This window comes from Amaricoccus macauensis, from assembly GCF_049800915.1.
In the GTDB taxonomy this organism is placed as follows: domain Bacteria; phylum Pseudomonadota; class Alphaproteobacteria; order Rhodobacterales; family Rhodobacteraceae; genus Amaricoccus; species Amaricoccus macauensis_A.
The window spans coordinates 298,689-324,797 of sequence record NZ_JBNAFY010000002.1 but is presented as its reverse complement, the minus strand read 5'-3'; the positions used below and the strand labels follow the sequence as shown (position 1 = coordinate 324,797).

The following is a 26,109-nucleotide window of genomic DNA, read 5'->3' as shown; positions in this document are numbered from 1 at the left end:
ATGGGTCTGTTCGACAGCTTTCGCCGCCGCCCCACCGGCGGTCCTGCCACTATGAGCGCCCGGCTCGAAGGGGCTATGGCGAAACGCCGGCTCAGGGGCTGGAACCCGCCGCTCGAGAACATCAATGCGCTGGTCGCCTCGGGAGGACCCCGGCTGCTGGCGCGCTCGCGCGAGCTCGTGGTGACGAACGGCTATGCCGCCAATGCCTGCGAGGCCTTCGCCGCCAATCTGGTGGGCGATGGGATCAAGCCCTCGTCGCTGATCGGGGATGCGGTCTCACGCGACCGGGTGCAGCGGCTCTGGCTCGCCTGGACCGACGAGGCGGATGCCGACGGCCTGACCGACTTCTACGGTCTGCAGGCCATGGTGGCGCGCGAGATGTTCGTCGCGGGTGAGTGCTTCGTCCGGCTGCGGCCCCGGCGGCCCGAGGACGGGCTGCTGGTGCCGATGCAGCTGCAGCTTCTCCAGTCGGAGATGCTGCCCTTCGAGAAGACCGAAACGGCTGCCAACGGCAACCGCATCCGCTGCGGGATCGAGTTCGACCGCATAGGTCGGCGAGTGGCCTACCACTTCCGCCGCCGCCATCCGGGTGACAGCACCGATCAGGGCGGCCGGGTCATCGGCGAGGTCATCCCGGAGACGGTGCGTGTGCCTGCGGCGGACGTGTTGCACATCTACCGCCCTATTGATGCCGGCCAGATCCGCGGGTTGCCGCATATCGCGCCCGCCATGGTGCGGTTGTTCCTGCTCGACCAGTATGATGATGCCGAGCTTGACCGGAAGAAGACCGCGGCGATGTTTGCGGGCTTCATCACCAAGACCGCCCCCGAAGAGCCGCTGATGGGCGACATCGAGGCAGGTGAGGACGGCACCGCCATCGCGAGCCTCGAGCCCGGCACGCTGCAGGTGCTGTTGCCGGGTGAGGACGTGCGGTTCTCCTCGCCGGCGGATGTCGGCGGTGGCTACGAGGCGTTCCAGTATCGCACGCTTCTGGCGGTCTCGGCGTCGCTCGGGCTGCCTTATCATCTCGTGACCGGCGATGTCCGACAGGCGAACTACTCGAGCTTGCGCGCCGAGTTGGTCGAGTTCCGCCGGCGCATCGGCCAGCTGCAGCATGGCGTGATCGTTCCCCAGCTCTGCCGCGCGGTCTGGGCCCGCTGGCTGGAGACGGCGGTGCTCTCGGGCGCACTCGATCTCGAAGATCCGGCACTCGCACGTCCGGTGCAATGGATCCCGCCGCGCTGGGACTGGGTCGACCCGCTGAAGGACATCCAGGCGCAGGTGCTGGCGATGGAAGCCGGCATCACTTCGCGGCGCAAGGTGGTCGAGGCCACCGGCTACGACATCGAGGAAGTGGACCGCGAGAACGCCGCAGATGCCAAACGCGCCGCAGACCTTGGCCTGCGCTACCGCACCAGCGCCGGGGAAACGCAGGGGGCGCGGGCGACACCGGCAGGACGGCCGGACCCCGGCAACGGCAAGGATGGCGGCGAGGCTGCCGCGGCGACCGATCCCGCCGCCGATCAGGAGTAAGGACATGAACAGCTGGTATAGGGTCCGCGCCAAGAGCACTGGTGCGGAAGTGGCGATCTATGACGAGATCGGCGCCTATGGGGTCTCGGCGAAGGGGTTCCTGTCGGAGCTCGGTGCCCTGCCTGACGGCACCCCGATCGATCTGCGGCTCAACAGTCCCGGCGGCTCGGTGTTCGATGCGGTGGCGATCCATAACGCGCTGATCCGCCACGAAGGCACGATCACCGTCTGGATCGACGGCATCGCCGCTTCTGCCGCCTCCTACATCGCCATGGCGGGCGACGAGATCGTCATGCCCGAGAACGCCTTCCTGATGATCCATGATCCTTCGGGACTGGTGATGGGAACGGCGGACGACATGCGATCGATGGCCGAGGCGCTCGACAAGGTGAAGGGCAGCCTGGTGCAGGGCTATGCCGCGAAATCGGGACGCCCCGCAGAAGAGATCGCCGCGCTGATGGCGAAGGAGACCTGGTTCGATGCTGGGGACGCGCTGGCGCAGGGCTTCGCCGACCGTCTGGTCGAACCGGTGCGCATCGCCGCCCACTTCGACATCCACCGCTTCCGCAATGCGCCGACGGAACTTATGGATGGTGCGTCGGAACCGTCGCCACCGTGGGACGGTGCGAGTCCACCGAACGAGACGGAGGTCGGGCCGACCGAAAATGCCGACGACAGCAGGGCCCACGACATCGATGCAGAGGTGGCTGGTGCGGGCGAAGAAGCCGCGGACAACAGTGTTGACCGTGGCAGCACCGCCGTCGCGGCGGACACCGACGCCGCTACGCTCGAGGGGCATGTCGCGGCTGTCAACATGCCCTCCGAGGTGGCCGACGCGGGGGAAGCGGACGCCGGCCATCCGCTGCCTGACACCGGACCCGGCGCGCGCCTCGCAGATTCCGGCCGTCCGCCACCCGATCCTCTCGCGATCCGCGCGGAAGCCATCGGACATGCCCGCGCCGTTGTCGATCTCTGCAGGCTTGCCGGCCAACCGCAGATGGCGGGCCGGTTTCTCGAACAGGAGGCGAGCCTAGACGAGGTGCGGACAGCCCTTCTGGCTGCCAAGGCCGAGGCCGAGCCGGAGATCGCCGCCCATCACCCGCAGCCCGGCCGGTCCTCGGCCGCGCGCCCCTGGGGCGAGATCGTCGCCCGTACCTTCCGCCTGAAAGGATAAACCCATGACCACGCTGGTCGAAGGCCCGCATCCCGGCGGCTTCCTCGTCTGGGAGGCCTTCCGCGACTACACCCGTGAGACCATCACCATTGCGAGCGGCACGCTGGAGCCCGGCACGGTGCTGGGCAAGATCACCGCCTCCGGCAACTACGCCGCCCACGATCCGGACGCCACCGACGGCACAGAGACCGCCGTCGCCGTGCTCTGGGGCAAGGCGGATGCGAGCGCTGGCGAGGTTCCCGCCGTCGCGCTGGTCCGCGGGCCCGCCATCGTCAACCGCCACGATCTGGTCTTTGGCGGCACGCCCAGCGAGGCCGAGATCACCGCGGCCCATGCCGCCCTCCTCGACGTCGGCATCCGCGTGCGCTGAAGAGTTTTTCTTCTTGTCGCGCGTCCGGACGCAAAACCGGCATCCACTTTTGCTGGACGCGCTCCCAACTCAACCATTCGCTCCCTGAACCGGAGGCATCCCATGACGACCATGGACATCTTCGAAGGCGATGCCTTCAGCATCATCGAGCTCACCCGCGCGCTCGAGAACATCCCCTACAAGCCTGCGCTGCTCTCGGGCTCCAGCCTGTTCAGTCCCCGCGGGGTACGGTCCCGCACCGTGGTGATCGAGAGCCGAAACGGCACCCTGTCGCTGATCCCGTTCTCCGAGCGTGGTTCTGCCTATGAGCAGCAGACGCCCGAGCGCCGGGAGATGCGCGCCTTCGTCTGCCGCCAGTTCAAGAAGCAGGACGTGCTCTGGGCTTCCGAAATCCAGGGTATCCGCGACTTCGGCCAGGAAAGCGCCACGCAACAGGTGCAGGCGGAGGTGGCGAGGAAGCTGGGGCGTCTGCGGCAGGATGCCGAGGCGACCTTCGAGTATCACCTCCTGAACGGCATCCAGGGGCGCGTGTTGGACCCGAAGGACGATGCCACGATCATCGACTACTTCACCGAATTCGGCATCACGCCCGCCGCCGAGATCGACTTCGACCTCGACAATGCGAGCCCCGCATCCGGCGCACTCCGCAAGCGCTGCCAGGCGCTGATCGAGGACGTCGAGGGATCCATGGGCGGGCTGGCGGCCGGGGCCATACAGGTCCGCGGCGAATGCGGCTCGGGCTTCTTCGCTGATCTTGTCGCCCACAAGGAGGTGCGCGAGACCTATCTCAACACCGCCGCGGCGGCGGATCTCCGGGGCCGGATCGCCGATGAGGTCAGCTTCGGTGGCATCACCTTCCGCCGCTACAGGGGCGGCGCAGGCTTCGGTGTGCCGACCGACAAGGCGTTCTTCTACCCCGAAGGCATCGAGGGGCTGTTCGAGATCTACCATGCCCCGGCCGACACGTTCGAGACGGTCAACACCCTCGGTCTGCCGCTCTATGCCCGCACCATCCCGGACCGGGATCGTGATGAATGGGTGCGGCTCGAGATCGAGAGCAACCCGCTGCCGATCTGCACAAGGCCGCAGGTGCTCCGGAGTGCAAGGCGGACGTGATGACCGCCTTCGCAGCCGCGGTCGATGCGCTCTTCGCGGATCCGAACCTTGGCCGTGAAGCGACCTACGCGCCGGCGAATGGGGACCCGTTCCCTGTCAGCATCATCCCCCGCAGAGCCGATGCGATCACCGAGTTCGGCGACGCACGGCTCTGGTCGGAGACCACGCGGATCGACCTGCGCGTGACCGATGTCCCCAACCCGCGTCCCGGCGACAGCATCGAGATCGACGGCGAGGCCTTCCTCATCCAGGGCGAGCCCATCCGCGACCGCGAGCGGCTCGTCTGGACCGTGGACCTGAGGCCGGCCTGACCCGCGATGAAACTAAAGCTCGACATCACCCCGGACCTCGTCGCTGCCATGGCTGCCGAGGTGAAGGCAGGCGAGAGGGCCGTCACGGCAGCCATGCGCGAAGCCGGGACCGGGCTGAAGACCGCCTGGCGCGGCCAGATTACAGGCGCCGGGCTCGGGCGACGACTCGCGAACTCGATCCGCAGTCAGACCTATCCGAAGGCCGGCGAGAGCCTGAGCGCCGCCGCGCTGGTCTGGTCGAAAGCGCCGGTCATCGTCGGCGCCCACGACACCGGGCCGCTGATACGTTCGAAGGACGGGTTCTGGCTCGCAATCCCGACCGAGGCCGCCGGCCGCGGCCTCCGCGGCGGCAGGATCACGCCGGGCGAATGGGAGCGCCGCCGCGGCCTGTGCCTGCGCTTCGTCTACCGCCGCCGGGGTCCGAGCCTGCTGGTGGCCGAGGGTCGGCTGAACGCTCGTGGCCTTGGGGTAGCATCACGGTCGAAGACCGGTCGCGGCCGATCCACGGTGCCGATCTTCCTGCTGGTCCCGCAGGTCGAGCTGCCGAAGCGGCTGGATCTGGACCGGGATGCCGAGCAGGCGCTCGGCAGTGTGCCGGCGTTGATCGTGGCGAAGTGGGTGGAGGGGCGCTTTGGTGGGCATTGATGTGACACCACTCGGCTTGGTCTTTTGGGATGACATGGCTTCGGTGCCGGCTTACACTTACGCTTGGCAAAGCTATGTCGAGATTGCAATGATGTCCCAGAAGAACAGTATTTTCGATAAACTGGGACTGCCGGAGCCATCGCGTCACGTTCTGTTCGTAATTTCATTATTTGCTCTGGCCTCACCATATCTGGCAGGAGCAGATTTTGGTGCTTTCAAGTTTCCAAACCTGTCTCACCTTGGATTAAATTTGTACGTGATTGGGCCAGTATTCTTTCTAGCATGCGTCTTGTGTTACATTCCGTTCTGGCCAAAGAGTGATGTTAACGAGAAATCACGGTCTCTTTCATCGATTTCGAGAGAGAAGCTGCGGTCCGGTCTTTCTCTCGGATGGCAACTTGGAAGGTATGAATTTGCGGCTGACTCAATATTCGAAGAAGCGAGACAAGCTGCTCCAGAAATACTTCGGGACATTCGAGAGATCACTCATCATGACTCGTTAGATCTGCCTGAGAACATCGTTGGTTTTCAGGCCTTGATGAGCAAGATCCTTAATTTCTATTCCTCCACGGACATCGAGAAGCATTGCGCCATTCTAGTTGGAAACTCCGCCATGCGCGCATCGCTAGTTGGCGCTTCGAAAGATCCAGATAGCAACCAAGAAATGAAACGTCTCGCATACTCATCGCTTCAGGAGGCCGACTCATCGATAGTTTCTAAAAAAGAAAGCTTGTTTGAAGAAATTATTCGTAAAAAGCCTAGTAATATACCCGAGCTTATCGAGATCATTGAAGGGCTTCAGACATGAAAAGTGAGAGCGCGGTTAAGTAGCTTCGAATGGATTGTGTATTTTCTGCCTCTTCTCAATAAAGACAATGCCCACCCTTCGCGAAACCATCCTCGCCGCACTGCATGCGCGGCTTTCGGCGCTTGCCGCCACCGCGCTCCGCGGCGAAGTGCTGCCCGAGCGCGTGCCGGCCGATGGCCTGTTGATCCTGCGCGACGGTGAGCCGGGGGAGCCGGAGGTGACGCTGTCGCCGCTCGCCTATCACTACCAGCACCGGGCCGAGATCGAGGCAGTCGCGCAGGGCGCCGATCGTGAGGCCTCCTTCGACACGCTGACCGCGAGCATCGGCACGGCACTTGCTGGCGACCGCACGCTCGGCAGACTCTGCGACTGGGTCGAGGCCGAAGCCCCGCGCCCGGTCGATCTGCCCGTCGAGGGCGGGGCGAGCCTGAAGGCGGCGGTGATTGCCGTTGTCCTGCACTACACGACGACCGATCCACTAGCCTGACGCGGTCGGAGGTTCAGTTTCGCGTGCCGCGATGTCGCCAAACGGTGATCCGCCTTCTCGTTCGAATGAGAGTAGCTGAAACGATCGGCCTCAAGCGCGGGACATCAAGGGCGAGAAGCAGCAGGCCAATCGGCAACATCCAGAGACCGAAGACAGGCAGGACGGCAAGCAGGCCACCGAAGATCAGCACGCAGGCTATCGGCAGACGTGCCTTCCGCAGGCGCCCGTGGATAAGTGGATTGATAATCCGGCGCGATGCAGGAATGTCGCGCGCGATTGCCCTGAGCTGGCGATGCAGCCGCAAGTGTTGATCTGCCATCATGGTTCCAAAAGGACACGTCCGAGGGGAGGTAAGAAGCGCCTGCCTACGGATCAATGACTTCCACACCGCCACACGCTTCCGCTTCATCCTTTCAGAATAGGAAATCGACATGGCACGAGCCCAGGGGGCGCGGGCGCAGATGGCGCTTGCGTTCGAGACGACCTATGGAACGCCGCCCGCAGGCGGCTTCATCCGCATGCCCTTCGCCAGCACGACGCTCGGCGCCGAGCAGCCACTCTTGAACTCCGAATTGCTGGGCTACGGCCGCGATCCGCTGGCGCCGATCAAGGACGCGGTGACGGCCGATGGCGATGTCGTCGTGCCACTCGACGCGGAGGCCTTCGGCTTCTGGCTGAAGGCGGCGTTCGGCCAACCTGTCACCACCGGCACCGGCCCCTGGACGCACGCGTTCCAGTCGGGATCCTGGACGCTGCCCAGCCTCTCCATCGAGACCGGCATGCCCGAAGTGCCGCGCTACGCCATGTATTCCGGCTGCGTGCTCGACCAGCTGACCTGGCAGATGCAGCGATCCGGTCTTCTGACTGCCACCGCGCGGCTGGTGGCGCAGGGCGAGACAGTGGGGACGGCGACTTTGGCAGGCACGCCAGCTGACCTGGAGCTCAAACGCTTTGGCCACTTCAATGGCGCGATCTCGCGGAATGGCACCCCGCTCGGCAACGTGGTTTCGGCCGTCATCACCTATGCCAACAATCTCGACCGGATCGAAACCATCCGTTCGGACGGCCGCATCGACGGCGCGGACCCCTCCATCGCGGCGCTGACCGGATCCATCGAGGTGCGCTTTGCCGACGATACGCTGGTCAGCCAGGCGATCAACGGCGAGGCGTGTGAGATGGAATTCGCCTACGTCCTGCCGTCCGGCGAGAGCTTCACCTTCACCGTGCACGCCGTCTACCTGCCGCGCCCACGGGTCGAGATCTCCGGGCCGCAGGGCGTTCAGGCGACGTTCGACTGGCAGGCCGCGCGCGACAGCGCGCTGGGACACATGTGCACCGCAACCCTGATCAACGATATCGAGGTGTATTGACCATGCTCACGCTCGACCTGACCAACGCCCCGCGCTCGCATGACCTGGCTCCCGGCGTCCAGGTGCAACTGCGCCCGCTGACCACGGCGCTAATGGTGGCAACGCGCAGCGATCCCGCCGTCGAGGCCATGCCCGAGGAGGCCTCCGACGAGGAGCGCGCCGTGGCCTTCGCAAAGGCGCTGGCGCGGCGGGCGGTGCTCGCATGGGAGGGCATCGGCGACGCCGACGGCAACCCCATCGATCCGAGCGAGCAGGCCATCGACGCGCTGCTCGACGTCTGGCCGATCTTCGAGGCCTTCCAGCTGTCCTACGTCTCGAAGGGCCTGCTTCTGGAACAGGAAAAAAACGCCTCCGCGCTCTCGCCGACTGGTCCTTCGGCGGGGGCGACCGATACTGCGAGGGTTGCGAACCCTGCGGAGCCAGCGCGCCAGCCTGCCCGGACTGCCCCGCGCGGTTGAACCGGCCGCTCACCCATGAAGGCTGGCAGGTCTGGGACCTTGTCGGCCGCCTTGGGGGGCAGCTGCGCGTCATTCCCGGTGCCGTCGTCGGTTGGGACCTGACTGCGGCGCTGTCACTCGGAGATGCCCTTGGCGTGCCGCCAGCCGCCGCGGCCGAACTGCTGCCCGTGATCGAAGCGGTGATGGTGGCCAAGCTCAACGAACAGATGCAGGTCGGCGATAGCTGTAATCTGCCTTGACGGGTTTCCGCCTCGGCGCCACTGCTTGGCGGGGGATCCGCTTTCCTCACTTGAGGCCGCTGACATGACCGACGCCGAACTGATCGCCGCCATCGCCCGACAGGAAAGCCTGCTGATCCTCGATCGGTTCGATGAGGACACGGCCTTCGCCATCGGATCTGCCCTGCGGACCCGCGCCCTGGCGCAGGAGGCACCGGTCGTCATCGACATCCGGTCTGCTGCGCGGCGGTATTTCTTCACGGCCCTGCCGGGATCGACACCCGAGAACGAGGACTGGGCGCGACGGAAGGGCAACACCGTACTCCGCTGTCACATGTCCTCGATGCGGGTCGGGCTCCAGCAGAAGAGCGAAGGCCGTACGCAATGGCCCGAGGGTGGCCTGCATCCCAGTGAATTCGTCACCCACGGCGGCGGTTTTCCAATCAATGTGCGCCACGTCGGCGTCGTGGCCGCCATCAGTATCTCGGGTCTGCCCTCCTTGCAGGACCATGAACTGTCGACCGCCATTCTGGCGGACCACCTGGATATCTCCGGGATTGCGCTAAACGCCTGACGTCGGGCCTCGGGCTCAGGCCTCGCATCCTTCGCCGGCTGCGGCGCTCTGCGTCGCTCATTCGCTTGAACCCATAATCGGCGTTCTCCCCAAGAGGCATGGCCGTCACCGAGGCAGTGACGGGGGCCAAGCTCAACGAACGGATGGAACCTCCCGATGGTAGAAAAGCGTGTGTCCGTCCGCCTCGCCGCGGTCGGCGGGCGACAGGTGCGTGCCGAACTGGAAGGCGTGGGCGAAGCCGGATCGCGTGGCTTCGGTCGGCTCAGCCGAGAGATGGAGGCGGCCAACGCCCGGCTCGCCGGTTTCGCGCGCCGGGTGAAAGTCGCCTCTGCAGCGGCCGTCGCTGCGGCCACCGCGGCTGGCGTGGCGATGGTGCGGTCTGGTCTCCAGAGCGTCGACGCCCAGGCCAAGCTGGCGCAGTCGCTTGGCACCACGGTCGAGTCGATCCAGACGCTGGAGCGCGCCGGCGAACTGGCCGGTGTCGCGATGTCCGGCATCGAGCAGGCCACCAAGGATCTGACGCGCCGTCTCAGCCAGGCGGCAGCAGGTGGTGGTCCGGCCGCAGATGCGCTGGAGCGACTGGGGCTTACGGCCTCCGACCTGCTCGCGCTGCCTCTTGATAAACGTGTCGGCGCGATCAACGCCGCCATCGAGGACTTCGTGCCTGTGGCCGAGCGCGCGGCCGTCGCCGGCCAGCTCTTCGGCGAGGAAGGCTCGATTGCCATGAGCCGGATCGACACCGCGACGCTGCGCCAGGCGACCGAGGATGTGCTCGCCTTCGGCGTGGTCGTCTCGGAGCAGGACGCCGACCAGATTGAGCGCACGAACGATGCGATCTCCCGGCTCGGGCTGATCTGGCGCGGGCTGTCGAACCAGCTCGCGGTCGCCGCGGCGCCCGCGCTGGAAGCCGTCGCGGACGCCATGGCGGCAGTCGCGAGCCGCACAGGACCACTTGGGCAAGCGATCCGCGGCCTCTTCGACAATATCGGACGCCTGACCAGCTATGCAGCCACTTTCGCCACCTTCCTCGCCGGCCGCTGGGTCGCCGGCATGGCCGCCGCGGCACTGTCAGTTCGCGGGCTCGCCACTGCGCTGGTCGTGTTGCGCGGCGCGCTGGTGCGAACCGGGATCGGGGCGCTCATTGTTGGGGCCGGTGAACTCGTGCATCAGTTCACGCGCCTGGTGCAGGGCGCCGGCGGGTTCGGCAATGCCCTAGGGCTTCTGGCCAACGTTGGCCGCGCGGCTTTCTCGGAGATCGGCACGCTCGGCAAGGCGCTCGTTGCCAGCCTCGGAGGAGCCGCGGCGTCGATCGCGAAGGCCTTTGTCGACGGCTTCGCGTGGATCGGCCGGAAATGGGCCGAGTTCTGCAACTGGATGCTGACGCCCTTCAATACGGTCATGGAAGCACTGGGGCGCGACTTCCGGCTGCAGGCAATCAGTCCGATCGAAGGCGTGACTGGTGCGCTCTCCGACTGGCTGGGCGCGCAGGCCGATGCAATGCACGCCGTGGCCGGTGAGGTATTGGAGGGCGCCACGCGCACACGGGAGGCTGTCGCGGCACTGGGCGCAGTGCTGAAGGGCTCCGAAGAAGCGCAGGTCAGTGCACCGGCGCTCGACCTCGGACAGATGACGGCAGTGGCAAATGACGTCTCCACTGCGCTCAGCAAGGCGGGCAAGGCTGGTGGCTCAGCCGGCAAGGCGATCGGGACCGGCGCTGATATGGCCGCCGACGCCCTGCGGAAGACGGAGGACGCCGCCGAGGCCGCGGGCCAACGGCTTGAGGAGGCCGGCAAGAGCCTGGCGGAGGACACGCTCGGGCCGATGAAGGCGGCGCTGAAGCAGGGCGAGCTCAACTGGAAGAGCTTCGCCAGCGTGGTGGCAGGCATCGCCCAGAACCTCGCCGGCCGGCTGATCGACGCTGCCTTCAGGCCGATCGAGACCGCAATCCTCAATGCCTTCACCGGCGGTGGCGGCAACGGGCTCACAGGCCTTCTCGCCAGCTTCTTCGGCTTTGCGAAGGGCGGCGTCTTCGATCAGGGTCGGGAGCTGGCGGCCTTCGCGCGCGGCGGCGTGATCGATCGGCCTGTGGTCTTCCCTTTCGCAAAGGGCATTGGTCTCGCCGGCGAAGCTGGCCCCGAGGCGATCCTGCCGCTCCGGCGCGGGCGTGGCGGACGGCTGGGCGTCGAGGTTGCCGGTGACGGGGCTGCAGTGCCGCAAATGTCGACCCGGATCATCAATGTGATCGACCCGAGCCTCTTCGCCGATTACGTCGCCACCCCGGCCGGCGAACGGGCAATCGTCAACGTGATCCGCCGCAACCGGGGGGTTCTCAATGCCTGAACTCTGGCCCTTCGCCGCCTCGGGCCGGATCACCGAGGTGCTGGAGGCGCGCACCGATGTGCTACAGACCCGGGCCAGCGAGCAGCGCATCGCGCTCCGGACGGCCCCGCGCGAGATCGTCACGCTCACGCACCGGCTCCATGCGTTCGAAATGGCCCAGGCGGCAGAACTGGCCCGCGCGGGCTTTGCCAATGACTGGCTGGTGCCGCTCTGGCACCTGGCTGCGCAGCCGACGGTGGCGCTCGCGCAGGGAAGTGATGTTGTCGCCTTCAACACCACTCACTCCGATTTCCGAGCGGGCGGCCAAGCTGCGATCGCCGTGGATGGCGGCCCGGCGGCGCTGGTGAGTATCACCTCCGTTTCGGACGACGCGCTCACGCTCGCGGAACCGATGGTGCTGCAACTGCCGGAGCCGGTCGTGGCACCCAGCCGGGCGCTGGTGGCCCCGGTGCGCACCGGCATCCTGACGACGCCTGTCGAGATCTCGCGCCGCCGGCAGGGCGACGGGACAGTGACGGCGACCTTCCTGCTCGCCGCGCCGCAGGCGGGCACCCAATCCGACGATCCGCCGGTCGTGGCGGCGCTTGCCAGCGAGACCTTCCTCGGCCGGCCGGTGCTGACCACGCCGTCGATCCTGCGCCAGCCGCTGGCAGCGACGCTCGCCCGCGCGGTCGAGTATATCGACAACAGCTTCGGCCCGGTGGTGGTCGAGCCCGTCCGCGATGTCTTCACCCGCGGCGAGGCGGTGACGCTGAAATCGCAAGACGCGGCCGCGCGCCGGGACCTGCGGGACTTCCTCGTCGGCCTCAATGGCCGGCAGCAGAGCTTCTGGCTGCCGAGCTGGGGCCGCGAGCTACAGCTGACCGAGCCTCTGACGTCTGGTGGCATCGCGATGCGGATCCGACCGGCGGCAGGCATCGCGGCCTATGCCAGTCGGGCGATTATGTTCGAGACGCCCTCCGGCCTCGCCTGCCGCAGCATCGTCTCTGCTGCGGAAGACGGGCTCGAACATGTACTCACCCTGTCGGCGAGCCTCGGAACCGCGGTTCCGGTCACAACGCTCGTGCATTTCCTGACTCTGTCGCGCTCGGATGCCGACCGCTTCGAGATCGTCCATGGCGTGGGGGCGAGCGAGGTCACCTTCCCGGTGATCGAGGTGCCCGCGTGATCACCGATGAGACTGAGGGAACTTCATGACGTTCGATACGATCGAAGCCTCCGTGGCCGACAGTCGCCCCTTCTTCCTCTATCAGTTCAGCCAGGGCGCACAGGTCTGGCGCTTCACGTCGCGGGCCGCGGACTGGGTGTCGCAGGACGACGCAGGCAACGCGATCCCCTGGACTGCCTCGGCGATTGGCCATGGCGACGTGGTGCAAAGCGCCGAGATCGAGCGGGCGCAGTTGGAGGTGAGCTTCCCGCTCTCGGATGCCTTCGCCCGGCGCTATCTCGGCTTGCCCGGGCTTGCGATCACCACGCTCACCATCTTCCGCGGCCATGAACAGCTGCCGGATGAGGTGGTGGCGCATTGGAAAGGCCGTGTTATCGGAGCAGAGGTCGAGGGCGCGCGGATCACGCTCACTTGCGAGAGCGTGTTCTCGACCCTGCGTCGCACCGGTGTCCGGGCCAAGTATCAGCGGATCTGCCGCCACGCGCTCTACGGGTCCGGTTGCGGGCTTGACATCGAAGCGCATCTCACGACGGCGAGTGTCACTGCGTTGGCCGGGCGAGATCTCACCGTGCCCGAAGCGGCCGGCCAGCCGGACGGCTGGTATCGGGCTGGGGTGCTGCGGTTCGGGGCCAGCCACGGCTTCATCGTGGAGCATGCCGGCGCCACCCTGCGGCTTTCGGCGCCAATGCCGGAACTGGTCGAAGCCGAATTGCCGGCCGCGGCCGCAATCGCGCCCGGCTGTGACCTGCGCATGGCGACCTGCCAGGCGAAGTTCGCGAACCTGCCGAACTTCGGCGGCTTCCCGGCCATCCCCGGCCGCAATCCCTTCGGCGGCAGCAGCATCATCTGAGACGCCTTCGCCTCGAGAGGTCCCATGGCCTGGAACTTCATCGCGCAGCTCGTGGTCGGGCTGCTGCTTTCGGCGCTCTCCTATGCGCTCACGCCGCGGCAGCGCCCCGACAAGCCGACGGCGGCCGCGCTCGATGATTTCTCGATCCCCACCGCCGAGGAAGGCCGGGCGATCCCGGTGGTTTTCGGCACGGTGCTGATCCGGGGACCGAACGTGGTCTGGGCCGGGGATCTCAAGGTGGATCCGATCCGCAAGAAAGGCGGCAAGAAATGACCCGTGTCACGGTGCAGGACCTGCGCACCGCCCGCTATTGCCTGAAGGGCGCCCGGGCCTGGTTCGCGCGCAACGGGTTCGAGTGGGCCGAGCTGGTTCGGGATGGCATTGCGGCCGAACGGCTGCAGGCTACGGGGGATGCCCTGGTGAATGCGGCTGTGCGGGCCGCGGAGGCGCGGGAGAGGCAGGAGCGCGACCATGGGCGGTAGCAAGACCCAGACCGTCGGCTATCGCTATGCGCTTGGGGCGCATCTCGCGCTCTGCCATGGGCCAGTCGATGTCATCCGCGAGATCCTGGTCGATGACAAACCCGCCTGGTCCGCCACCACTGGCTCTGCGCCCGCAGGCGGATCCCCGGACGCCCCGGCGCGCATCGGGACCGTCGCGGACATGGCCGCGACATCGGCGCAGACGGGCGATGCTGGTGCCTCGATCACCTTCCCGGGCACCTTGGCTGGCGTGCGCCGGGGACAGAGTTACCGGCTCGCGCTTTCGGGTGGCGGGTCGCGCGAGGTGACGCTGCTTTCCATCGCCTGGGATGCAGAGACGGACGAAACCACCTGGAGTGTCGAGCCGGGTGACCTCACCTTCCCGTCCCAGGATGTCGAGGTCTTCGAGGCCGCAAGTGGGGCGGCGAATGGCGGCGCCGGTGGTGGCCGGATCCGGATCGACAAGCCCAATCTGTTCGGCGGCAAGTCGCGCGAGGGTGGCATCCGCGGTGACATCGACATCCTGATGGGCGGGCCGGGTCAGGGTGCGAATGATTATCTCGCAGCCCGGCTGGGCGGCGAGGCTCCGGGCTACCGCGGCATCGTGAGCCTGGTGCTGCGACGGGTCTATCTCGGCATCAATCCCTATCTGAAGCCCTGGGCGGTGCGCCTCACCCGCGTGCTCACAGCCGAAGGTGGCGCCTCGCAATGGTATCCCGAGAAGGCGGCCATCGTCACCGAGGCGCGGATCTCCGATGCCGCGATCCATATCGCGCTCGATGTCTCGGGCTCGATGTCGGGATCTCGGATGGCCGCCCAGAAAGGCGCTGTGGCGACGCTGATCGAAGAGATCGGCCGCAATGCCGATGCGGATCGCCCCAACGACATCCGCATCGTGCTCTGGGCCGATGAAGTGGTGGGGTCGATCGAGCGCCGCAACATGGGTGCCGCGGACTATGCCGAGATGGAAGCCTGGGTAAGCGGACTCTCGACTGTCACGGATGGCGGCACCGACTTCGGCCTCGCCTTCGACTCCGCGGCCGGCTTCTTCTCGGACGCGGGCGAGAAGCGTCGCATCGTGCTCTTCGTGACCGATGGCGAACCGGAACCGGCCAGTTCGCTCGAGGACGCCCTCGAAGCGATCGCCGCCATGCCTGCGGCGGATATCTTCGCGATCGGCATCGCCAGCGCGGATACGTCCGCCATTGCCGCAATCGACAACACGCCGATCGATGGCGTGCCGGTCGTGCAATCCGGTAGTTCCACCGCGCTCGTCGCCTCGATGCGCGCCGCCTTCGGCACCGGACCGGACATGAACCCGGCCCATATCATTCGCGAGTGTCTGACGAATGCGATCTGGGGGCTCGGCTTCGGCGAGACCGAGATCGGGGCAAGCTTTGAAGACGCCGCCGACACGCTCTACGCCGAAGGCTTCGGCCTGTCGCTGATCTGGCAGCAGGACAGCTCCATCGAGGACTTCGTCCACGACGTGCTTACCCATATCGATGCGTCGCTCTTCATCGATCGCCGCACCGGGCTCTGGGAGCTGAAGCTGATCCGCGATGATTACGATCCCAACAGTCTGCCTCTCTTCGATGAGACCAATGTCGTCGACTGGGGCCGATTGGGGCGGCGCACCGCAGCCGAACTCTGCAACTCGGTGACCGTGCGCTACACTGAGGCCCAGACCGAGGAGACCGCCGCCGTCAGCGTCACCGATCCGGCCGCCGTTCAGCAGCTGGGCGAGGTGATAGCCGCGACAAGAGATTTTCCAGGGCTCAGGGTCCAGAGCCTGGCGGTCCGGGTCGCCGAGCGCGAGTTGCACGCGCTCTCGGCCCCGCTGCTTTCGGGCGAGATCGTGGTCAATCGGGAAGGCAGCAGCCTCAACCCGGGCGATGTCATCCGTTTGCGGTCCGAAGCCCGGCTGGGCGGAACGGACGTCCTGGCCCGCATCTCCGAAGTCGGTCATGGCGACGGGCGCGCGAATGGCATCCGCATTGCACTCGCCGAAGATGTCTTTGCGCTGGGATCCACGCCGATCGCGGGTGGCCGCGAACCGCCCCGGACCGATCTCACCAGCCGGCCCCGGCCGCTTGCGCGTCGCCTGGTCGAAGAAGCACCCTACTGGCTGCTGGTGCGCGAACTGGGCCACGCGCAAGCCGATGCGGCGCTCGCCGAGGATTCCACCGCAGGCGTGTTGGTCGCGGTGGCCGGGCGCCCTGCCCCGGATGCCGAGAGCCCGCAGCTCTGGGTCGATCCCGGCACCGGACCGGAGCAGGACGGCGTCGGGTCGCTTGCACCATCCTGCCTGCTGGCGGAGACCCTGTCCGATGATCCGGAGGCGCGCGAGCTGCTCGTCAGTGACTGGGTCGATATCGACGAGGTCGCGATCGGCTCTCTAGCGGGTATCGGCGGCGAACTGGTGCGCGTGGATGGGGTCTCGGAAAGCCGGATCTGGGTCGGGCGCGGCTGTCTCGATACGGTCCCGCGGGCCCACGCAGCTGGAACACCGGTGATCTTCTTCGATGCCGTCGCCGGGATCGGCACCACGGACTACACCGCTGGCGAAACGGTCACCGCCCGCCTCCTGTCGGTCACCGGCAAGGGCGTGCTCGGCTGGGGCTCCGCGCCCGAGGACCTGGTCACCTTTGACCAGCGCGCATTCAGGCCCCTTCCCGTTGGTCGGCTGCAGGCCAATGGCACCTACGCCCCGCCCGCGGGTGCGCTGCTCAAGGATGGCGTGACGCTGACCTGGGCGCATCGCGACCGGCTGTCGCAGACCAGCCCGGTGATTGCCGACTATACCGCCACTTCGATCGGGCCGGAACCGGGCGTGTCCTATGCTGTCGAGATCCGCTGGGTCGACCCGGAGACGGGCGACGCCATCGTGCCGGCGGCTACGGAGATCGATGCCGGGACCGGCACCTCCCGGGTCCTGAGCCTCGCGGATGTGCCGGTGGAGGACGCCCCTGAGGGCGTCACCGCCATCGATGTTGTGGTCCGCGCCCGGCGCATTGAGGGCGGGACTTGGGCTTACGCCCGCGAAGACCGCGCGCTGCGGTTCCTGATTGCCGGCGCCGGCTGGGGCGTGGCCTGGGGCGCAAGCTGGGGCAGCTGAGGCGGCCCCCAATCTCAACACAGACGATCGATGAGGTACCACCATGCCGGAACGGATCCTGCCGGGGCTGGGCCTGCGGGCTTTCTACGATCCCGGACAGACGGACTGGGGCACGCCCCTGAGCGAGGATCTGCGCCGGCTCTCGGCGCTGGTCCAGGCGCGCGCGCTGTCGCAGAGCACCCCCCTGCCCGCCTCAGGTGCCACGGGTGACATCTTTCTCGTCCCCGAGGACGCGGACGAGAACGCCAGCAATCTGGCGCTGTGGGACGGAGCATCGGGATCGGAAGCCTGGGTGTTTCTTGCGCCGCAGACCGGCTGGGAGGTGCTGGTGCTCGATGAGGGCGTTCGCCTCCGGTTCAATGGCACGGGTTGGGTTGAAACCGGCAGCCATCCGGACGTCATCGGCAACGCCGGGCGGGTGCTGTCGGTCCGCTCTGATGAGAGCGGCGTGGAATGGGCGCAGGTCTCTGGGATCGCCGGCGCTACCGCGGAGGGATCCGCGGTGTTTCATGACGCGATCCTGTCGGCTTTGGCGCTCGAAGAGGTCGCGACCATCCCCATCCCCGAGAACGTGCGCGACATCGAGGTTCTTGTAAGCCTGCCTGCCGGGCTCGTCACCAATGCCCGGGTGTTCGTCAACGGTGCCAATGCCGCGGGCGGGTATTTCTTTCGCCGGCACTACGGGAACGGCGCCAGCAGCAACAACACGAGCCAGAACCTCGACAGTGATTTCCTGATCGCGTTGCGCGGATCCTCGGACGCATCCGCAGGCCATCCGCAGATCAGCCGGATCCGCGCCAGCCAGCCGATCGCGAATGGTCCGGTCTTCGTCGAGATGCTGACCACTGCCGGGTCGGACACCATGTGCCTCACCAGCGGGGTCTGGATAAACGCCGGCAACGAGGCCCTCACCGCAATCTCGGTGGGCCCGATGTATGGCGAGGGCTGGTCTGCCGGGGCAAGGATCACCGCCCGCGACCTCGAGGCCTCCGGTGTCGGCATTCCCTTCAGGGGCGCGCTGGCAGTGATGACCGCAACTCATGTGCATGCGACTACCGGTTCCTGGACGCCGCTCGCCTGGGACGCGGTCAGCTACGATTCCCTCGGCTTCTGGTCCGCCGCAGAGCCCTCGCGGCTCACAGTGCCGGCCGGCGTCACCCGGGTCCGGCTGAAAGCCGGTCTGAAGGTGGACGGGTCGGACACGATGCCGGCAAGCAACGCGCTGGCGATCCGCAGAAATGGCGAGAGTGTGGCCGAAGGCACGATCCGGACGGAAGGCCTCGACACGCCCGGCACCACCATCTCCACACCGGTGCTCGAGGTGGCCGAGGGCGATGTCTTCGATCTGGCCGCCTGGGTCGGCGAGAGCTTTGCCACCGGCCCGGAGGCGACCTTCCTCGCGATCGAGGTCGTCGAGGCCACCGGGCTCACCACCACGCTGCGGGAACTCGGCGATACCGATCTCCAGACCACAGCGCCCGCGGGGGGCGATGCGCTCATCTGGGATGTCGGATCGGGCAAGTGGGTGCCCGGCGCACTGCCGGATCCGGCCAATGTCACGCTCACCGGCGGCACGATCGATGGCGTGGCGATCGGGGGCTCGGAACCCGCTGCCGCGGCCTTCTCCAGTCTCGGGGTCGCGGCCGGTCTCCTGTCGATCTCGAGCCTCTCCTGCGACTGGGGCAACCTCTCGCTGACGGGAGAGACAAGCGGCAAGGACATCCGCCCGGGTCAAAACTACACCATGCGCTCCTCCCGCTCGGAGGCGGGCAACGCCTTCCATCATATCTTCTACGATGCCTCGGGCGGCATTGCCGGCACGATCCGCACCGATGGCGCCGGTTCCACCACGTTCAACACCACCTCCGACGAACGGCTCAAATCCGACCGGCAGGACTTCGACCCCGGCCCGATCCTGGACGCCATCCCGGTGCATGACTTCGCGATGTTCGGCCGGCGCCGCCGCGGCTTCTCGTCCGCGCAGGCGATGCACACCGTCTTCCCCGAGGCGGTCACACCCGGCGAGGGTGCGCCTGATGAGCCGCACTTCGTGCCCTGGTCGATCGACCCCTCGGCCCTCGTGCCGCTGCTGGTGCGAGAGGTGCAACTGCTGCGGGCGCGCGTTTCGGCGCTCGAGGCGGGGCAGACCGGTTCGGCATGACGCTGGGGTCCAGACCGCCCGGCCGGGTCCCACAGTCCCTCGTCTGTCACGTCTCAGCCCTGAAGCTCCACTGACCTCCGAGCAGGAGATTTCCCATGTCTCTCTTCCCGACACTGAACCGGTTCGCCCGGCTCATCCGCGACGCCATGGCAATCGGTGCAGCGATCTCGCTCATCTTCGGCACGCTCGCCATGGTGCTCTGGCTGGCCTTCGCCGATCCGCTGATCGCACGCCTGCGCATTCTTCTGGAACTCGAGGATCTGGCACGCGCCAGCGATGTGGCCGCTCTGGCGGCTGACGTCCGCAGCCTCTCCGGCGAGGACCGGGTGATCCGAACAAGGCGCGCGCGCTCCTATGTCGAGGAGCCGGTCACGCTGGGGGATCCGGTGGTGCTGGTGCTCTTCGTCGAGCGCACGGAAGTGGGCGCCAGCTGCGACTTTCTCGCCGGCAATGCCGTCTTCGAGGATCGAAGCGGCATCCGCAGTGGCGGGCCGCCGCTCCGCCAGATCCGCCTGCTCCCGACCGGCGCCCAGCGCCTTCGTATGACCTTCACCGCCCCGGAGGATCTGCAGCCGGGACGGATCCTGATCTCGCTGATCCTGAAGTTCCGCTGCGGAGATCAGCCGGTCTTCAACGAGACCGAGCCAGTGGCGTTTCGGCTGCGGCCGGCGCCCTGAAAAGAGGCGCGTCAGCAGCTCCGACCATGCGGTCCTATCTGCGCGCACCACCCTCCCAATCAGACACGAGGAGACCTCGATGAGCCCTATCGGCAAGATCACCCATGTGGTGATCCACTATTCCGCGACCTCGCCTGACGGGCCGGTCGTCAGAAGCGGTATCACGGGATCAAGTCTCTGATGCCCGTGTCCTTCGCATTCATTGAGGAAGGAATGCACAGTCCGCACGAGAAGCTCCGGATGGGAGTAGTTCATTCCGTGCGCTGCCCCCGGAACCACAGCCAGATGACCATTCGGCAGCAGTCTCGCATAGCGTTCAACGGCACTAAGCGGCACAATGTAATCGCGCGCGCCCCAAACAATCAGTGTCGGCGCCGCGATAAGTGGCAGCTTGGGCTCCAGAAGCTGCTCCATCATGTGGTGGAACGTGATGAAATACCGGCAGATCCCGCACCGGAAATAGTCGCTCAGCGCGATCCAACCCAGCGACCAGCGCTCGAACAGGCAGGTGATCGCAAAATATGTCACTTTCTGGAGAGCCGACCGATCTTTCGGGTCGGGCGTCGGCCCCTGCAGAATCAATCTCTCGACGCGCTCAGGATGTCTGAGCGCAAGCTCCGCGAGAATTTCGCAGCCCAGGGAGTTGCCGATGAAGGCGGCCCTCTGGATCCCCATCACGCTCAGGAGCGCCGCAAGCGCATCCGCCAGCTCCCTTACAGTGAGAACGTGGCGCGGCTTCGAGCTTAACCCGAAACCCGGAAGGTCGGGCGCACAGACCCAGAAGTTCGATGCCAGGTGTCTGGCCAGCGGGATCATGTACCGGCTCGACATTCCCAGACCGTGCACCAGAACCACGACGCCCTTCTCCGGCGGACAGGCGTCGGAGGTCATAACCGTGTGAAGGGTAAGCTCGCCCATGCTGATCCAGCGGCTGTGAAGTTCGCTCCGAGTGCGTTCCCCAGCACGATTGCCCCGAGCGGCATGATTGTTTGTCGTCAACACCTGTTTTTTCTCAAAGTCACACCGCAGCCAGTTCTCCAGTTTCGCAAAGACGACTACCGCTCGATCAGAATGGGAACCGTCTTGGAGATAATCGTCTTCCCGGCGCGCGAGATCTCGAATGTTCCGGTATATGTACCTGGTATCCATCCTTCGGGCGGCCGACGTCGTCCTGCAAAGGAAAACCAGCTTACGTTATCGGCCTCGAGCACACTTTGGTTGTCCAGTAGGGCACGTCCATGTTGATCGACGATGCGGAAGGACTGAACGTCCCCAGCTTGGGCGCCAAAAACATCTGCCCAGATCACCAGGGCTTCCGGGTCCCAGGCCGATTGTCCCAACCGCTGCTCGCCTCGACGCACCGCATCTGCGTCGGGGGCCACGGACGAGAAGCCTGCGATCAGCAACCCTGTCGGGACGTAGGTCAGCACTTCCGCGGCTTCCTCGGTCCAGAACGACGATTTGGGCGAGCCACACGTCCATGCCCGATCTGCGCCAGTATAGGGATCAATTTCGACCCCATCCTTTCGCAGTGTGAAATGCAGATGCGGGAACTCGGTTGCCCCGGAGAGACCGATCATTCCGAGAGCGGTTCCTGCCTCCACTCGGTCGCCGGGTTCAACGGCCACGGTTCCCGAGCGAAGATGCGAGTACTGCGTTTCCCACCCCCCGTCATGTTCGATCAGCACTCCATTGCCGGCCTCCCGCCCGTCGACTGCCTCGCGCCCGGTCTCCCGGATGCTGACGTCCGCCATCCCGTCCCGGATGGCCTTCACCACGCCTTCTGCCGCGGCCACCACTGTGACGCCCTCCCGCATCGCCACAAGGTCACGAACCCTGAAGTCGGTTCCGTCGTGCCCATCGTAACTCAGGCGGCCGCAGCCCGGGTCGAGACGTCCGGGACCCGGATCAAGGTCGAAATAGTTCTGTACGCTGCAGACAGTTCCGAAAGCGCAATAGACGGGAAGTCCAACGCGGAAAGGCTCATCCGCATGTAGTCCACTGCCAGCACTCAGGATCGCGACCATGATGGTGGCTGGAAGTTTCATTTTCGGTCCTCCATGCGGGTGGTTGTTGAACGCGAATACGCTTCAGCGGCGCAAAGATCCCGACATTCTACACTGACCGGACACAGTTTGCTCCAGGCAGTGGACTTAAATGTTTTGAGCTCGATGGGGAGGGCTGTTGTCTTCCACCGATCCGCGGCTGGCGCGCCTGCGCACGCTCCTCGAACTCGACCGGCCTCGTGCGCGGCAGCGATGTCGCAGCCTTGAAGAAAAGCCTTCGCAACCTGTCCGGTGAGGACCGCGTCATTCGCACCCAGCGCTCGCGCTCCTATGTCGAGGAGCCGGTGATTGCCGGCGAACTGAGGAAAGCCTTCGGACGCGCCCGTCGATTGGTCGCAAACTGAGACTGAACCCGGCAGGCATTCCCTTCCCTTCCCTTCCCCTCCCCTTTTCCTTCCCAATCCAATCAAGGAGCACCCCGATGAGCCCCATCGGACCCATCACGCATGTGGTGATCCACTATTCCGCGACATACCCAGACCAGAACCTGACGGCCGCGGACATCGATCGCATGCATCGCGCTCGCACGCCGCCATTCCGCTGCATCGGCTATCATTTGTTCATCCGACGTGATGGCTCCGTTGAGACTGGCCGGACGGAGACCGAACAGGGCGCGCACGTCATCGGCCAGAACGCCGGCAAGATCGGCATCTGCTGGGCTGGCGGCCTCGAGCGCGACAGCGGCGCCCATGTTGGCGTCAACAACATGGCCCCCACGCAGGAGGAAAGCCTGATCCGGCTGATTCGGGACCTGCGGGAGCGGTATCCGGGCGCGAAAGTCGTCGGGCATCGGGATCTCGCGCCGACCCAATGCCCGGGCTTCGACGTGATCCCGTGGTGGGCGGAGATCGAGCGAGCCCAAGCTGAAGCTCTTGCCGGGGCAGACCAACCCACCCCTGCGGCCTGGCTCGCACGTGTCTGGCGCACTGCAAGCCGCGTTCTCGGGAGGACCTGATGGAGATCTGGGCCAACGAGCTGACCAACCTGGTCGTCAGCACCGCAATCAGCCTCCTCGTCCCCTACCTGGTCTATGCGCTGGAGCGGTATCTCAAGATCCGGCTCGATACGGCGGCGCGCGAGGTCCTCGACAGCGCCATGCGCAATGGTGCCGACTGGCTGATCCGCGAAGGGCGAGCGCCGACAGCGCGGGAGGTCATGGAGTATGTAAAGCAAGCGGCGCCGGATGCCGTGGCGCGATGGCAGTTGGACGGGATGAACCGGGAGCTCGCAGAGGCGCGGGCGCAGGCCGTGATCGAGAGGGCAAAGAACAGGACTGGTGGCCCGGGCAATCAGGAACCTGAAGGTCAAGTTTCTCAGTGAGGTCTCAGGTGCGTCAGTGCTTGCGGGCCTGCACGAGATATCCGTCCACGGTTGTCTCGCCAAGCGACTTCAGGGCCTCCAGACGGTGCAGTCCCTCGACGAGAACGTATCGATTGCCATCTGCGCGAACCAGAACCGGGTTGTTCTGGCCCTCTTCCAGGATGCTCTCGGCAATGCCGACGACCTTCTCCGCCTCGAGCGACTTCATGCGCTTGACCGGAACGTAAATGGAGGCGATCTGGAAAACCTGCTTCTTGATCATATGACATTCTACGGCCCTTGGCTCGCTGAGCAAAGCCCGATCCACGATCAGGATGTATGAGTGGCAAAAATGGTCTGGAGTCAAAGGCGCTGCTCGGCTGTTCGGCTCTGACCGGTTCCGCCTCGCCGTTTCCGCTGACGGCAGCACCGTCTTCGACGGGCTGAGCATCGACAACGCCACCGGTATCGTCGATCAGCCCCGGCTGCCGCGCTTCAAGGCCTAGACCAACTCCGACGCCTACTTCGGCGTCGGGGCTTGGACGAAGATCGGCCGCACCAGGAAAGGCGGCGGCGCGGCGGGAGTCTCGACTATCGGGGCTGCCGGCGTCAAGGTTGCGCAGAAGGTACTTTCCGAGACGCAGACCTCAATCCTGCCACTCGTCCCGTATCTCCATACGCTCCGCTGGGTGTTCATCGCCGTCGCGCTTGGGGGCATCGCCGTCACGATCTACGCCCGCCTCGATGACTGGCGCCGGGGGCGTCGCCACGCTCACCGGATCAGCATGGGCGCGCGCTGCGCTCCGCTACGGCGTCATCGCCCTGGCGATCTTGTCGTTCCTGTTGGCGCTGCGTCGCTCCGGCGAGCGAGCGGGATGGCTGGCTGAGCGGCTCGAGACCATGGAGAACACCTATGAAGCTCAACGACGGATGCTCGAGGCGGCGGCGCGCCGTCCGCGTTCTCGCGACGATCTTGCTGAGCGGCTGCGCGGTGGGAGCTTCTGACGTCGGAAGCCTCGGAGCCTGTCCGCCTGTCGTCGAGTATAGCCCGGAGTTCCAAGCGCGGGCGGCTGAGGAACTGGCCTTGCTGCCGGAGGAGTCGGCGATCGCAGAGATGCTCGTGGACTACGCTATGATGCGGGAGCAGGCTCGGGTCTGCGCGTAAGCCAGATCCAGCTGGCGCGATTTCATGCAGTCATCAGTCTCCCGACATAGGCGTTTCGGCCAATGCGACCGCGGTCACCGCCGTACCAAAAGCTGCCGTCTGGGACAGCGTGGCCAGAAAAAGTGCCAGACCGAGCAGCAAGACACAGCTTGCCCCTGCAAGACGTGCGCCGGTTTCAAAACGTATCTTTCCGCCGAGGTTGGCCCGCGTCCTGCATTCGAGCGCCGCCCTGCCCATGATCGCGGCGACCCCGATCGCAGACATGGCAAGGGCCATGCCTGCGGAGATTGCGCACACCATCAGGATTGCCGGAACAACAAGATCGTTCGCGAGACCGAAGAGCATGACGATCAGGGCGCCGGTGCAGGGAACGATGCCAACGGCAAGTGCAATCCAGCCGCCGGACGCGCCTGCAGAGCTGTCGGCTCCCGCGCAGGCGGCGCATCCCGTGTGGCTGTGGTCATGGACCGGGTGCTGGCGGTCGTGAACAAGCGCCCGCAGCGCCTGCCAGAGCATCGACGCGCCGATCAGGACGATCAGCCCGTAGCTCGCCAGACGGATGAGCCGGTAGTCGGACGGCGCTGCGCCCGTCGCCTGCCGAACAGCGAGATCGAGCAGGAAAACGACGGCCACGGCCGAGGCCACGTGGGTGACGGCGATGCGGCTTCCCATCAAGACGCCACGGCGAAGGCCGCCGCCCTGGCCGACGAAGTAGGAGATCACGACCGCCTTGCCGTGTCCCGGCCCCAACGTGTGCAAAGCTCCGTAGAGGAATGCGACCATCAGGGCGAAAGCCGCGGCCCCGAGCGACCGTCCTTCATCGATGGAGCGCATGGCCGAGGTGAAGAGGGTGTCGATCCAAACCCGAGCCCAGGCGAGCAGGTTGCCCTGAACCGGCGTGGCAGCCTTTGCCGAAATCTCGCCCGGTTCGCCCCAAGCTTGCGCGTTCTGCAGCGTGTAGGAGGATTCGACCAGCCGTGTGCCATCAACGAGAAAGAGATTGCTGACGGTCGGTTCATGCGCGAGCACGCCGCGAAACCGGATTGCGTGAAACGTCTTGTCGATTTCGATCCCGTCGGGGACGTCGATACGGATTATCTGGTTGGGCGGTGGGGGCGGTGTGTGGATGCACGCACCGACCCAGGGCACCAGCAGGAAGCTGTGCACACGGCCTTCGCCCGCGCGCAGGGGCAGGACGTAGCCATCCACCAGCACCTCGCGCCCCAGGTAGCGTTCGGTCACCCCAGTCGCCTTTTCCCGGCGCTTCTCCATGACCATAAGCCGCTGGGCCAGCAGTGCGTCGGCATCGTAGCCTTCGGTGCGGAGCCGCGCGCGGGCCTCTTGCACGCGTTCGGCCAGTGCCGCGTCCTCGCTGCGGTGCGCAGCGTCGAGGATCGTGCGGAGATCGTCCTTCTGCTTGTAGGTCATTTCCAGAAACGGATCGTCGTAGGGTGCGACGGCGGGGGTCAACGCATCCCACTGTGCTAGATCCGGCGCCTCCGGTTCGGCCAGGACCGGTTCAGCAAGCACGACCCAGAGAAAGGCCAGAGCCGCCCACCGCGCGACGGGCCGTTCCGGTGTACCAACATAGCGGCCGCTGGGCGCGCGACCGTGCCGAGCCCGGGACGCGGTCCGGTTTGCCAAGCCCGGCCTTGGGGTTGCAGAGGGCTCGGGCCTCACAGCGCCGGCCCCTGCGGCGCCCGTGCGTGGACTGGCGGC

30 protein-coding genes and 1 pseudogene are annotated in these 26,109 nt (G+C 66.1%); 26 read left to right on the top strand and 5 right to left on the bottom strand.

The genetic code is table 11. The features are described from left to right. The 8 genes from ACP15W_RS05770 (at nt 1) to ACP15W_RS05735 (ending at nt 6,444) form a co-directional block, all read left to right on the top strand. On the top strand, nt 1-1,533 hold the full coding sequence (locus tag ACP15W_RS05770; protein WP_424931902.1) for a phage portal protein: 1,533 nt from the start codon (nt 1-3) through the stop codon (nt 1,531-1,533). Nucleotides 1,534-1,537: 4 nt separating this feature from the next. Further along, the gene (locus ACP15W_RS05765) at nt 1,538-2,707 is read left to right on the top strand and encodes a head maturation protease, ClpP-related (RefSeq protein ID WP_424931901.1); all 1,170 of its coding nucleotides are present in this window, start codon (nt 1,538-1,540) and stop codon (nt 2,705-2,707) included. A gap of 4 nt (nt 2,708-2,711) precedes the next feature. Further along, nucleotides 2,712-3,077, top strand: coding sequence for a head decoration protein (locus ACP15W_RS05760; RefSeq protein WP_424931900.1), 366 nt, complete (start codon nt 2,712-2,714; stop codon nt 3,075-3,077). Between the two features lie 102 nt (nt 3,078-3,179). Continuing rightward, the gene (locus tag ACP15W_RS05755; RefSeq protein WP_424931899.1) at nt 3,180-4,193 is read left to right on the top strand and encodes a major capsid protein; all 1,014 of its coding nucleotides are present in this window, start codon (nt 3,180-3,182) and stop codon (nt 4,191-4,193) included. After that, entirely contained in the window at nt 4,193-4,504 is a 312-nt protein-coding gene (locus tag ACP15W_RS05750) for a head-tail joining protein (protein ID WP_424931898.1), read from the top strand. The genes ACP15W_RS05755 and ACP15W_RS05750 overlap by 1 nt, the downstream gene beginning before the upstream one ends. Nucleotides 4,505-4,510: 6 nt before the next feature. Continuing rightward, nucleotides 4,511-5,149 (top strand): DUF6441 family protein, encoded by a 639-nt coding sequence (locus ACP15W_RS05745; protein WP_424931897.1) that lies wholly within the window; start codon nt 4,511-4,513, stop codon nt 5,147-5,149. Beyond that, the gene (locus ACP15W_RS05740) at nt 5,139-5,957 is read left to right on the top strand and encodes a hypothetical protein (protein ID WP_424931896.1); all 819 of its coding nucleotides are present in this window, start codon (nt 5,139-5,141) and stop codon (nt 5,955-5,957) included. Before ACP15W_RS05745 ends, ACP15W_RS05740 begins: the two co-directional genes overlap by 11 nt. A gap of 67 nt (nt 5,958-6,024) precedes the next feature. Further along, nucleotides 6,025-6,444: an acyl-CoA transferase gene (locus tag ACP15W_RS05735; protein ID WP_424931895.1), complete on the top strand. Its 420-nt coding sequence runs from the start codon at nt 6,025-6,027 to the stop codon at nt 6,442-6,444. Nucleotides 6,445-6,457: 13 nt separating this feature from the next. Here ACP15W_RS05735 and ACP15W_RS05730 read toward each other — a convergent pair whose 3' ends face one another. Beyond that, nucleotides 6,458-6,877, bottom strand: a complete 420-nt coding sequence (locus tag ACP15W_RS05730; protein WP_424931894.1) for a hypothetical protein — start codon at nt 6,875-6,877, stop codon at nt 6,458-6,460. Between ACP15W_RS05730 and ACP15W_RS05725 the strand changes: the two genes are divergently transcribed. From ACP15W_RS05725 to ACP15W_RS05670, 12 genes are all read left to right on the top strand, one after another. Next, nucleotides 6,876-7,814: a phage tail tube protein gene (locus tag ACP15W_RS05725; RefSeq protein ID WP_424931893.1), complete on the top strand. Its 939-nt coding sequence runs from the start codon at nt 6,876-6,878 to the stop codon at nt 7,812-7,814. The genes ACP15W_RS05730 and ACP15W_RS05725 overlap by 2 nt on opposite strands. A 2-nt stretch (nt 7,815-7,816) precedes the next feature. Then, complete coding sequence (locus ACP15W_RS05720; protein WP_424931892.1) at nt 7,817-8,272, top strand: hypothetical protein; 456 nt, start codon at nt 7,817-7,819, stop codon at nt 8,270-8,272. Beyond that, nucleotides 8,269-8,511, top strand: a complete 243-nt coding sequence (locus tag ACP15W_RS05715; protein ID WP_424931891.1) for a DUF7697 family protein — start codon at nt 8,269-8,271, stop codon at nt 8,509-8,511. The genes ACP15W_RS05720 and ACP15W_RS05715 overlap by 4 nt, the downstream gene beginning before the upstream one ends. Nucleotides 8,512-8,575: 64 nt before the next feature. Beyond that, entirely contained in the window at nt 8,576-9,064 is a 489-nt protein-coding gene (locus tag ACP15W_RS05710; RefSeq protein WP_424931890.1) for a heme-degrading domain-containing protein, read from the top strand. 156 nt (nt 9,065-9,220) lie between these two features. After that, nucleotides 9,221-11,404, top strand: a complete 2,184-nt coding sequence (locus tag ACP15W_RS05705; protein ID WP_424931889.1) for a phage tail tape measure protein — start codon at nt 9,221-9,223, stop codon at nt 11,402-11,404. Beyond that, nucleotides 11,397-12,572, top strand: a complete 1,176-nt coding sequence (locus ACP15W_RS05700; protein ID WP_424931888.1) for a hypothetical protein — start codon at nt 11,397-11,399, stop codon at nt 12,570-12,572. Before ACP15W_RS05705 ends, ACP15W_RS05700 begins: the two co-directional genes overlap by 8 nt. Nucleotides 12,573-12,597: 25 nt before the next feature. Then, complete coding sequence (locus ACP15W_RS05695; protein ID WP_424931887.1) at nt 12,598-13,422, top strand: phage BR0599 family protein; 825 nt, start codon at nt 12,598-12,600, stop codon at nt 13,420-13,422. A gap of 24 nt (nt 13,423-13,446) precedes the next feature. After that, nucleotides 13,447-13,695: a hypothetical protein gene (locus ACP15W_RS05690; RefSeq protein WP_424931886.1), complete on the top strand. Its 249-nt coding sequence runs from the start codon at nt 13,447-13,449 to the stop codon at nt 13,693-13,695. Further along, complete coding sequence (locus tag ACP15W_RS05685; protein ID WP_424931885.1) at nt 13,692-13,904, top strand: hypothetical protein; 213 nt, start codon at nt 13,692-13,694, stop codon at nt 13,902-13,904. The genes ACP15W_RS05690 and ACP15W_RS05685 overlap by 4 nt, the downstream gene beginning before the upstream one ends. Further along, the gene (locus ACP15W_RS05680; protein WP_424931884.1) at nt 13,894-17,022 is read left to right on the top strand and encodes a VWA domain-containing protein; all 3,129 of its coding nucleotides are present in this window, start codon (nt 13,894-13,896) and stop codon (nt 17,020-17,022) included. Before ACP15W_RS05685 ends, ACP15W_RS05680 begins: the two co-directional genes overlap by 11 nt. Before the next feature lie 43 nt (nt 17,023-17,065). Beyond that, nucleotides 17,066-19,183, top strand: coding sequence for a DUF2793 domain-containing protein (locus ACP15W_RS05675; protein ID WP_424931883.1), 2,118 nt, complete (start codon nt 17,066-17,068; stop codon nt 19,181-19,183). Nucleotides 19,184-19,278: 95 nt separating this feature from the next. Beyond that, a complete protein-coding gene (locus tag ACP15W_RS05670) occupies nt 19,279-19,860 on the top strand; it encodes a hypothetical protein (RefSeq protein WP_424931882.1) in 582 nt (193 codons plus the stop codon). A 117-nt stretch (nt 19,861-19,977) separates the two neighbouring features. On the opposite strand, the gene ACP15W_RS05665 is transcribed toward ACP15W_RS05670, so the two are convergent. Both ACP15W_RS05665 and ACP15W_RS05660 read right to left on the bottom strand, forming a co-directional pair. Next, nucleotides 19,978-20,778, bottom strand: a complete 801-nt coding sequence (locus ACP15W_RS05665; protein WP_424931881.1) for an alpha/beta fold hydrolase — start codon at nt 20,776-20,778, stop codon at nt 19,978-19,980. 137 nt (nt 20,779-20,915) lie between these two features. After that, on the bottom strand, nt 20,916-21,908 hold the full coding sequence (locus ACP15W_RS05660; RefSeq protein WP_424931880.1) for a M23 family metallopeptidase: 993 nt from the start codon (nt 21,906-21,908) through the stop codon (nt 20,916-20,918). A 221-nt stretch (nt 21,909-22,129) separates the two neighbouring features. Between ACP15W_RS05660 and ACP15W_RS05655 the strand changes: the two genes are divergently transcribed. From ACP15W_RS05655 to ACP15W_RS05645, 3 genes are all read left to right on the top strand, one after another. Further along, the gene (locus tag ACP15W_RS05655; RefSeq protein WP_424931879.1) at nt 22,130-22,270 is read left to right on the top strand and encodes a hypothetical protein; all 141 of its coding nucleotides are present in this window, start codon (nt 22,130-22,132) and stop codon (nt 22,268-22,270) included. 77 nt (nt 22,271-22,347) lie between these two features. Then, complete coding sequence (locus ACP15W_RS05650) at nt 22,348-22,881, top strand: N-acetylmuramoyl-L-alanine amidase (RefSeq protein ID WP_424931878.1); 534 nt, start codon at nt 22,348-22,350, stop codon at nt 22,879-22,881. After that, nucleotides 22,881-23,246 carry a hypothetical protein gene (locus tag ACP15W_RS05645; protein WP_424931877.1) on the top strand — a complete coding sequence of 122 codons (366 nt, stop codon included), beginning with the start codon at nt 22,881-22,883 and terminating at the stop codon, nt 23,244-23,246. The genes ACP15W_RS05650 and ACP15W_RS05645 overlap by 1 nt, the downstream gene beginning before the upstream one ends. Before the next feature lie 13 nt (nt 23,247-23,259). On the opposite strand, the gene ACP15W_RS05640 is transcribed toward ACP15W_RS05645, so the two are convergent. Beyond that, nucleotides 23,260-23,508, bottom strand: a complete 249-nt coding sequence (locus ACP15W_RS05640; protein ID WP_424931876.1) for a ParB N-terminal domain-containing protein — start codon at nt 23,506-23,508, stop codon at nt 23,260-23,262. A 52-nt stretch (nt 23,509-23,560) separates the two neighbouring features. Here ACP15W_RS05640 and ACP15W_RS05635 point away from each other — a divergent pair, with 52 nt between their 5' ends. From ACP15W_RS05635 to ACP15W_RS05625, 3 genes and pseudogenes are all read left to right on the top strand, one after another. Next, entirely contained in the window at nt 23,561-23,731 is a 171-nt protein-coding gene (locus tag ACP15W_RS05635) for a hypothetical protein (RefSeq protein ID WP_424931875.1), read from the top strand. Nucleotides 23,732-23,779: 48 nt separating this feature from the next. After that, a pseudogene (locus ACP15W_RS05630) lies at nt 23,780-23,992 on the top strand (YcbK family protein); the annotation flags it as partial. Further along, the gene (locus ACP15W_RS05625; RefSeq protein WP_424931874.1) at nt 23,970-24,230 is read left to right on the top strand and encodes a hypothetical protein; all 261 of its coding nucleotides are present in this window, start codon (nt 23,970-23,972) and stop codon (nt 24,228-24,230) included. The pseudogene ACP15W_RS05630 and the gene ACP15W_RS05625, both read left to right, overlap by 23 nt. A 193-nt stretch (nt 24,231-24,423) precedes the next feature. Here ACP15W_RS05625 and ACP15W_RS05620 read toward each other — a convergent pair whose 3' ends face one another. After that, the gene (locus ACP15W_RS05620) at nt 24,424-26,034 is read right to left on the bottom strand and encodes a DUF3299 domain-containing protein (RefSeq protein ID WP_424931873.1); all 1,611 of its coding nucleotides are present in this window, start codon (nt 26,032-26,034) and stop codon (nt 24,424-24,426) included. Nucleotides 26,035-26,109: the final 75 nt, after the last annotated feature.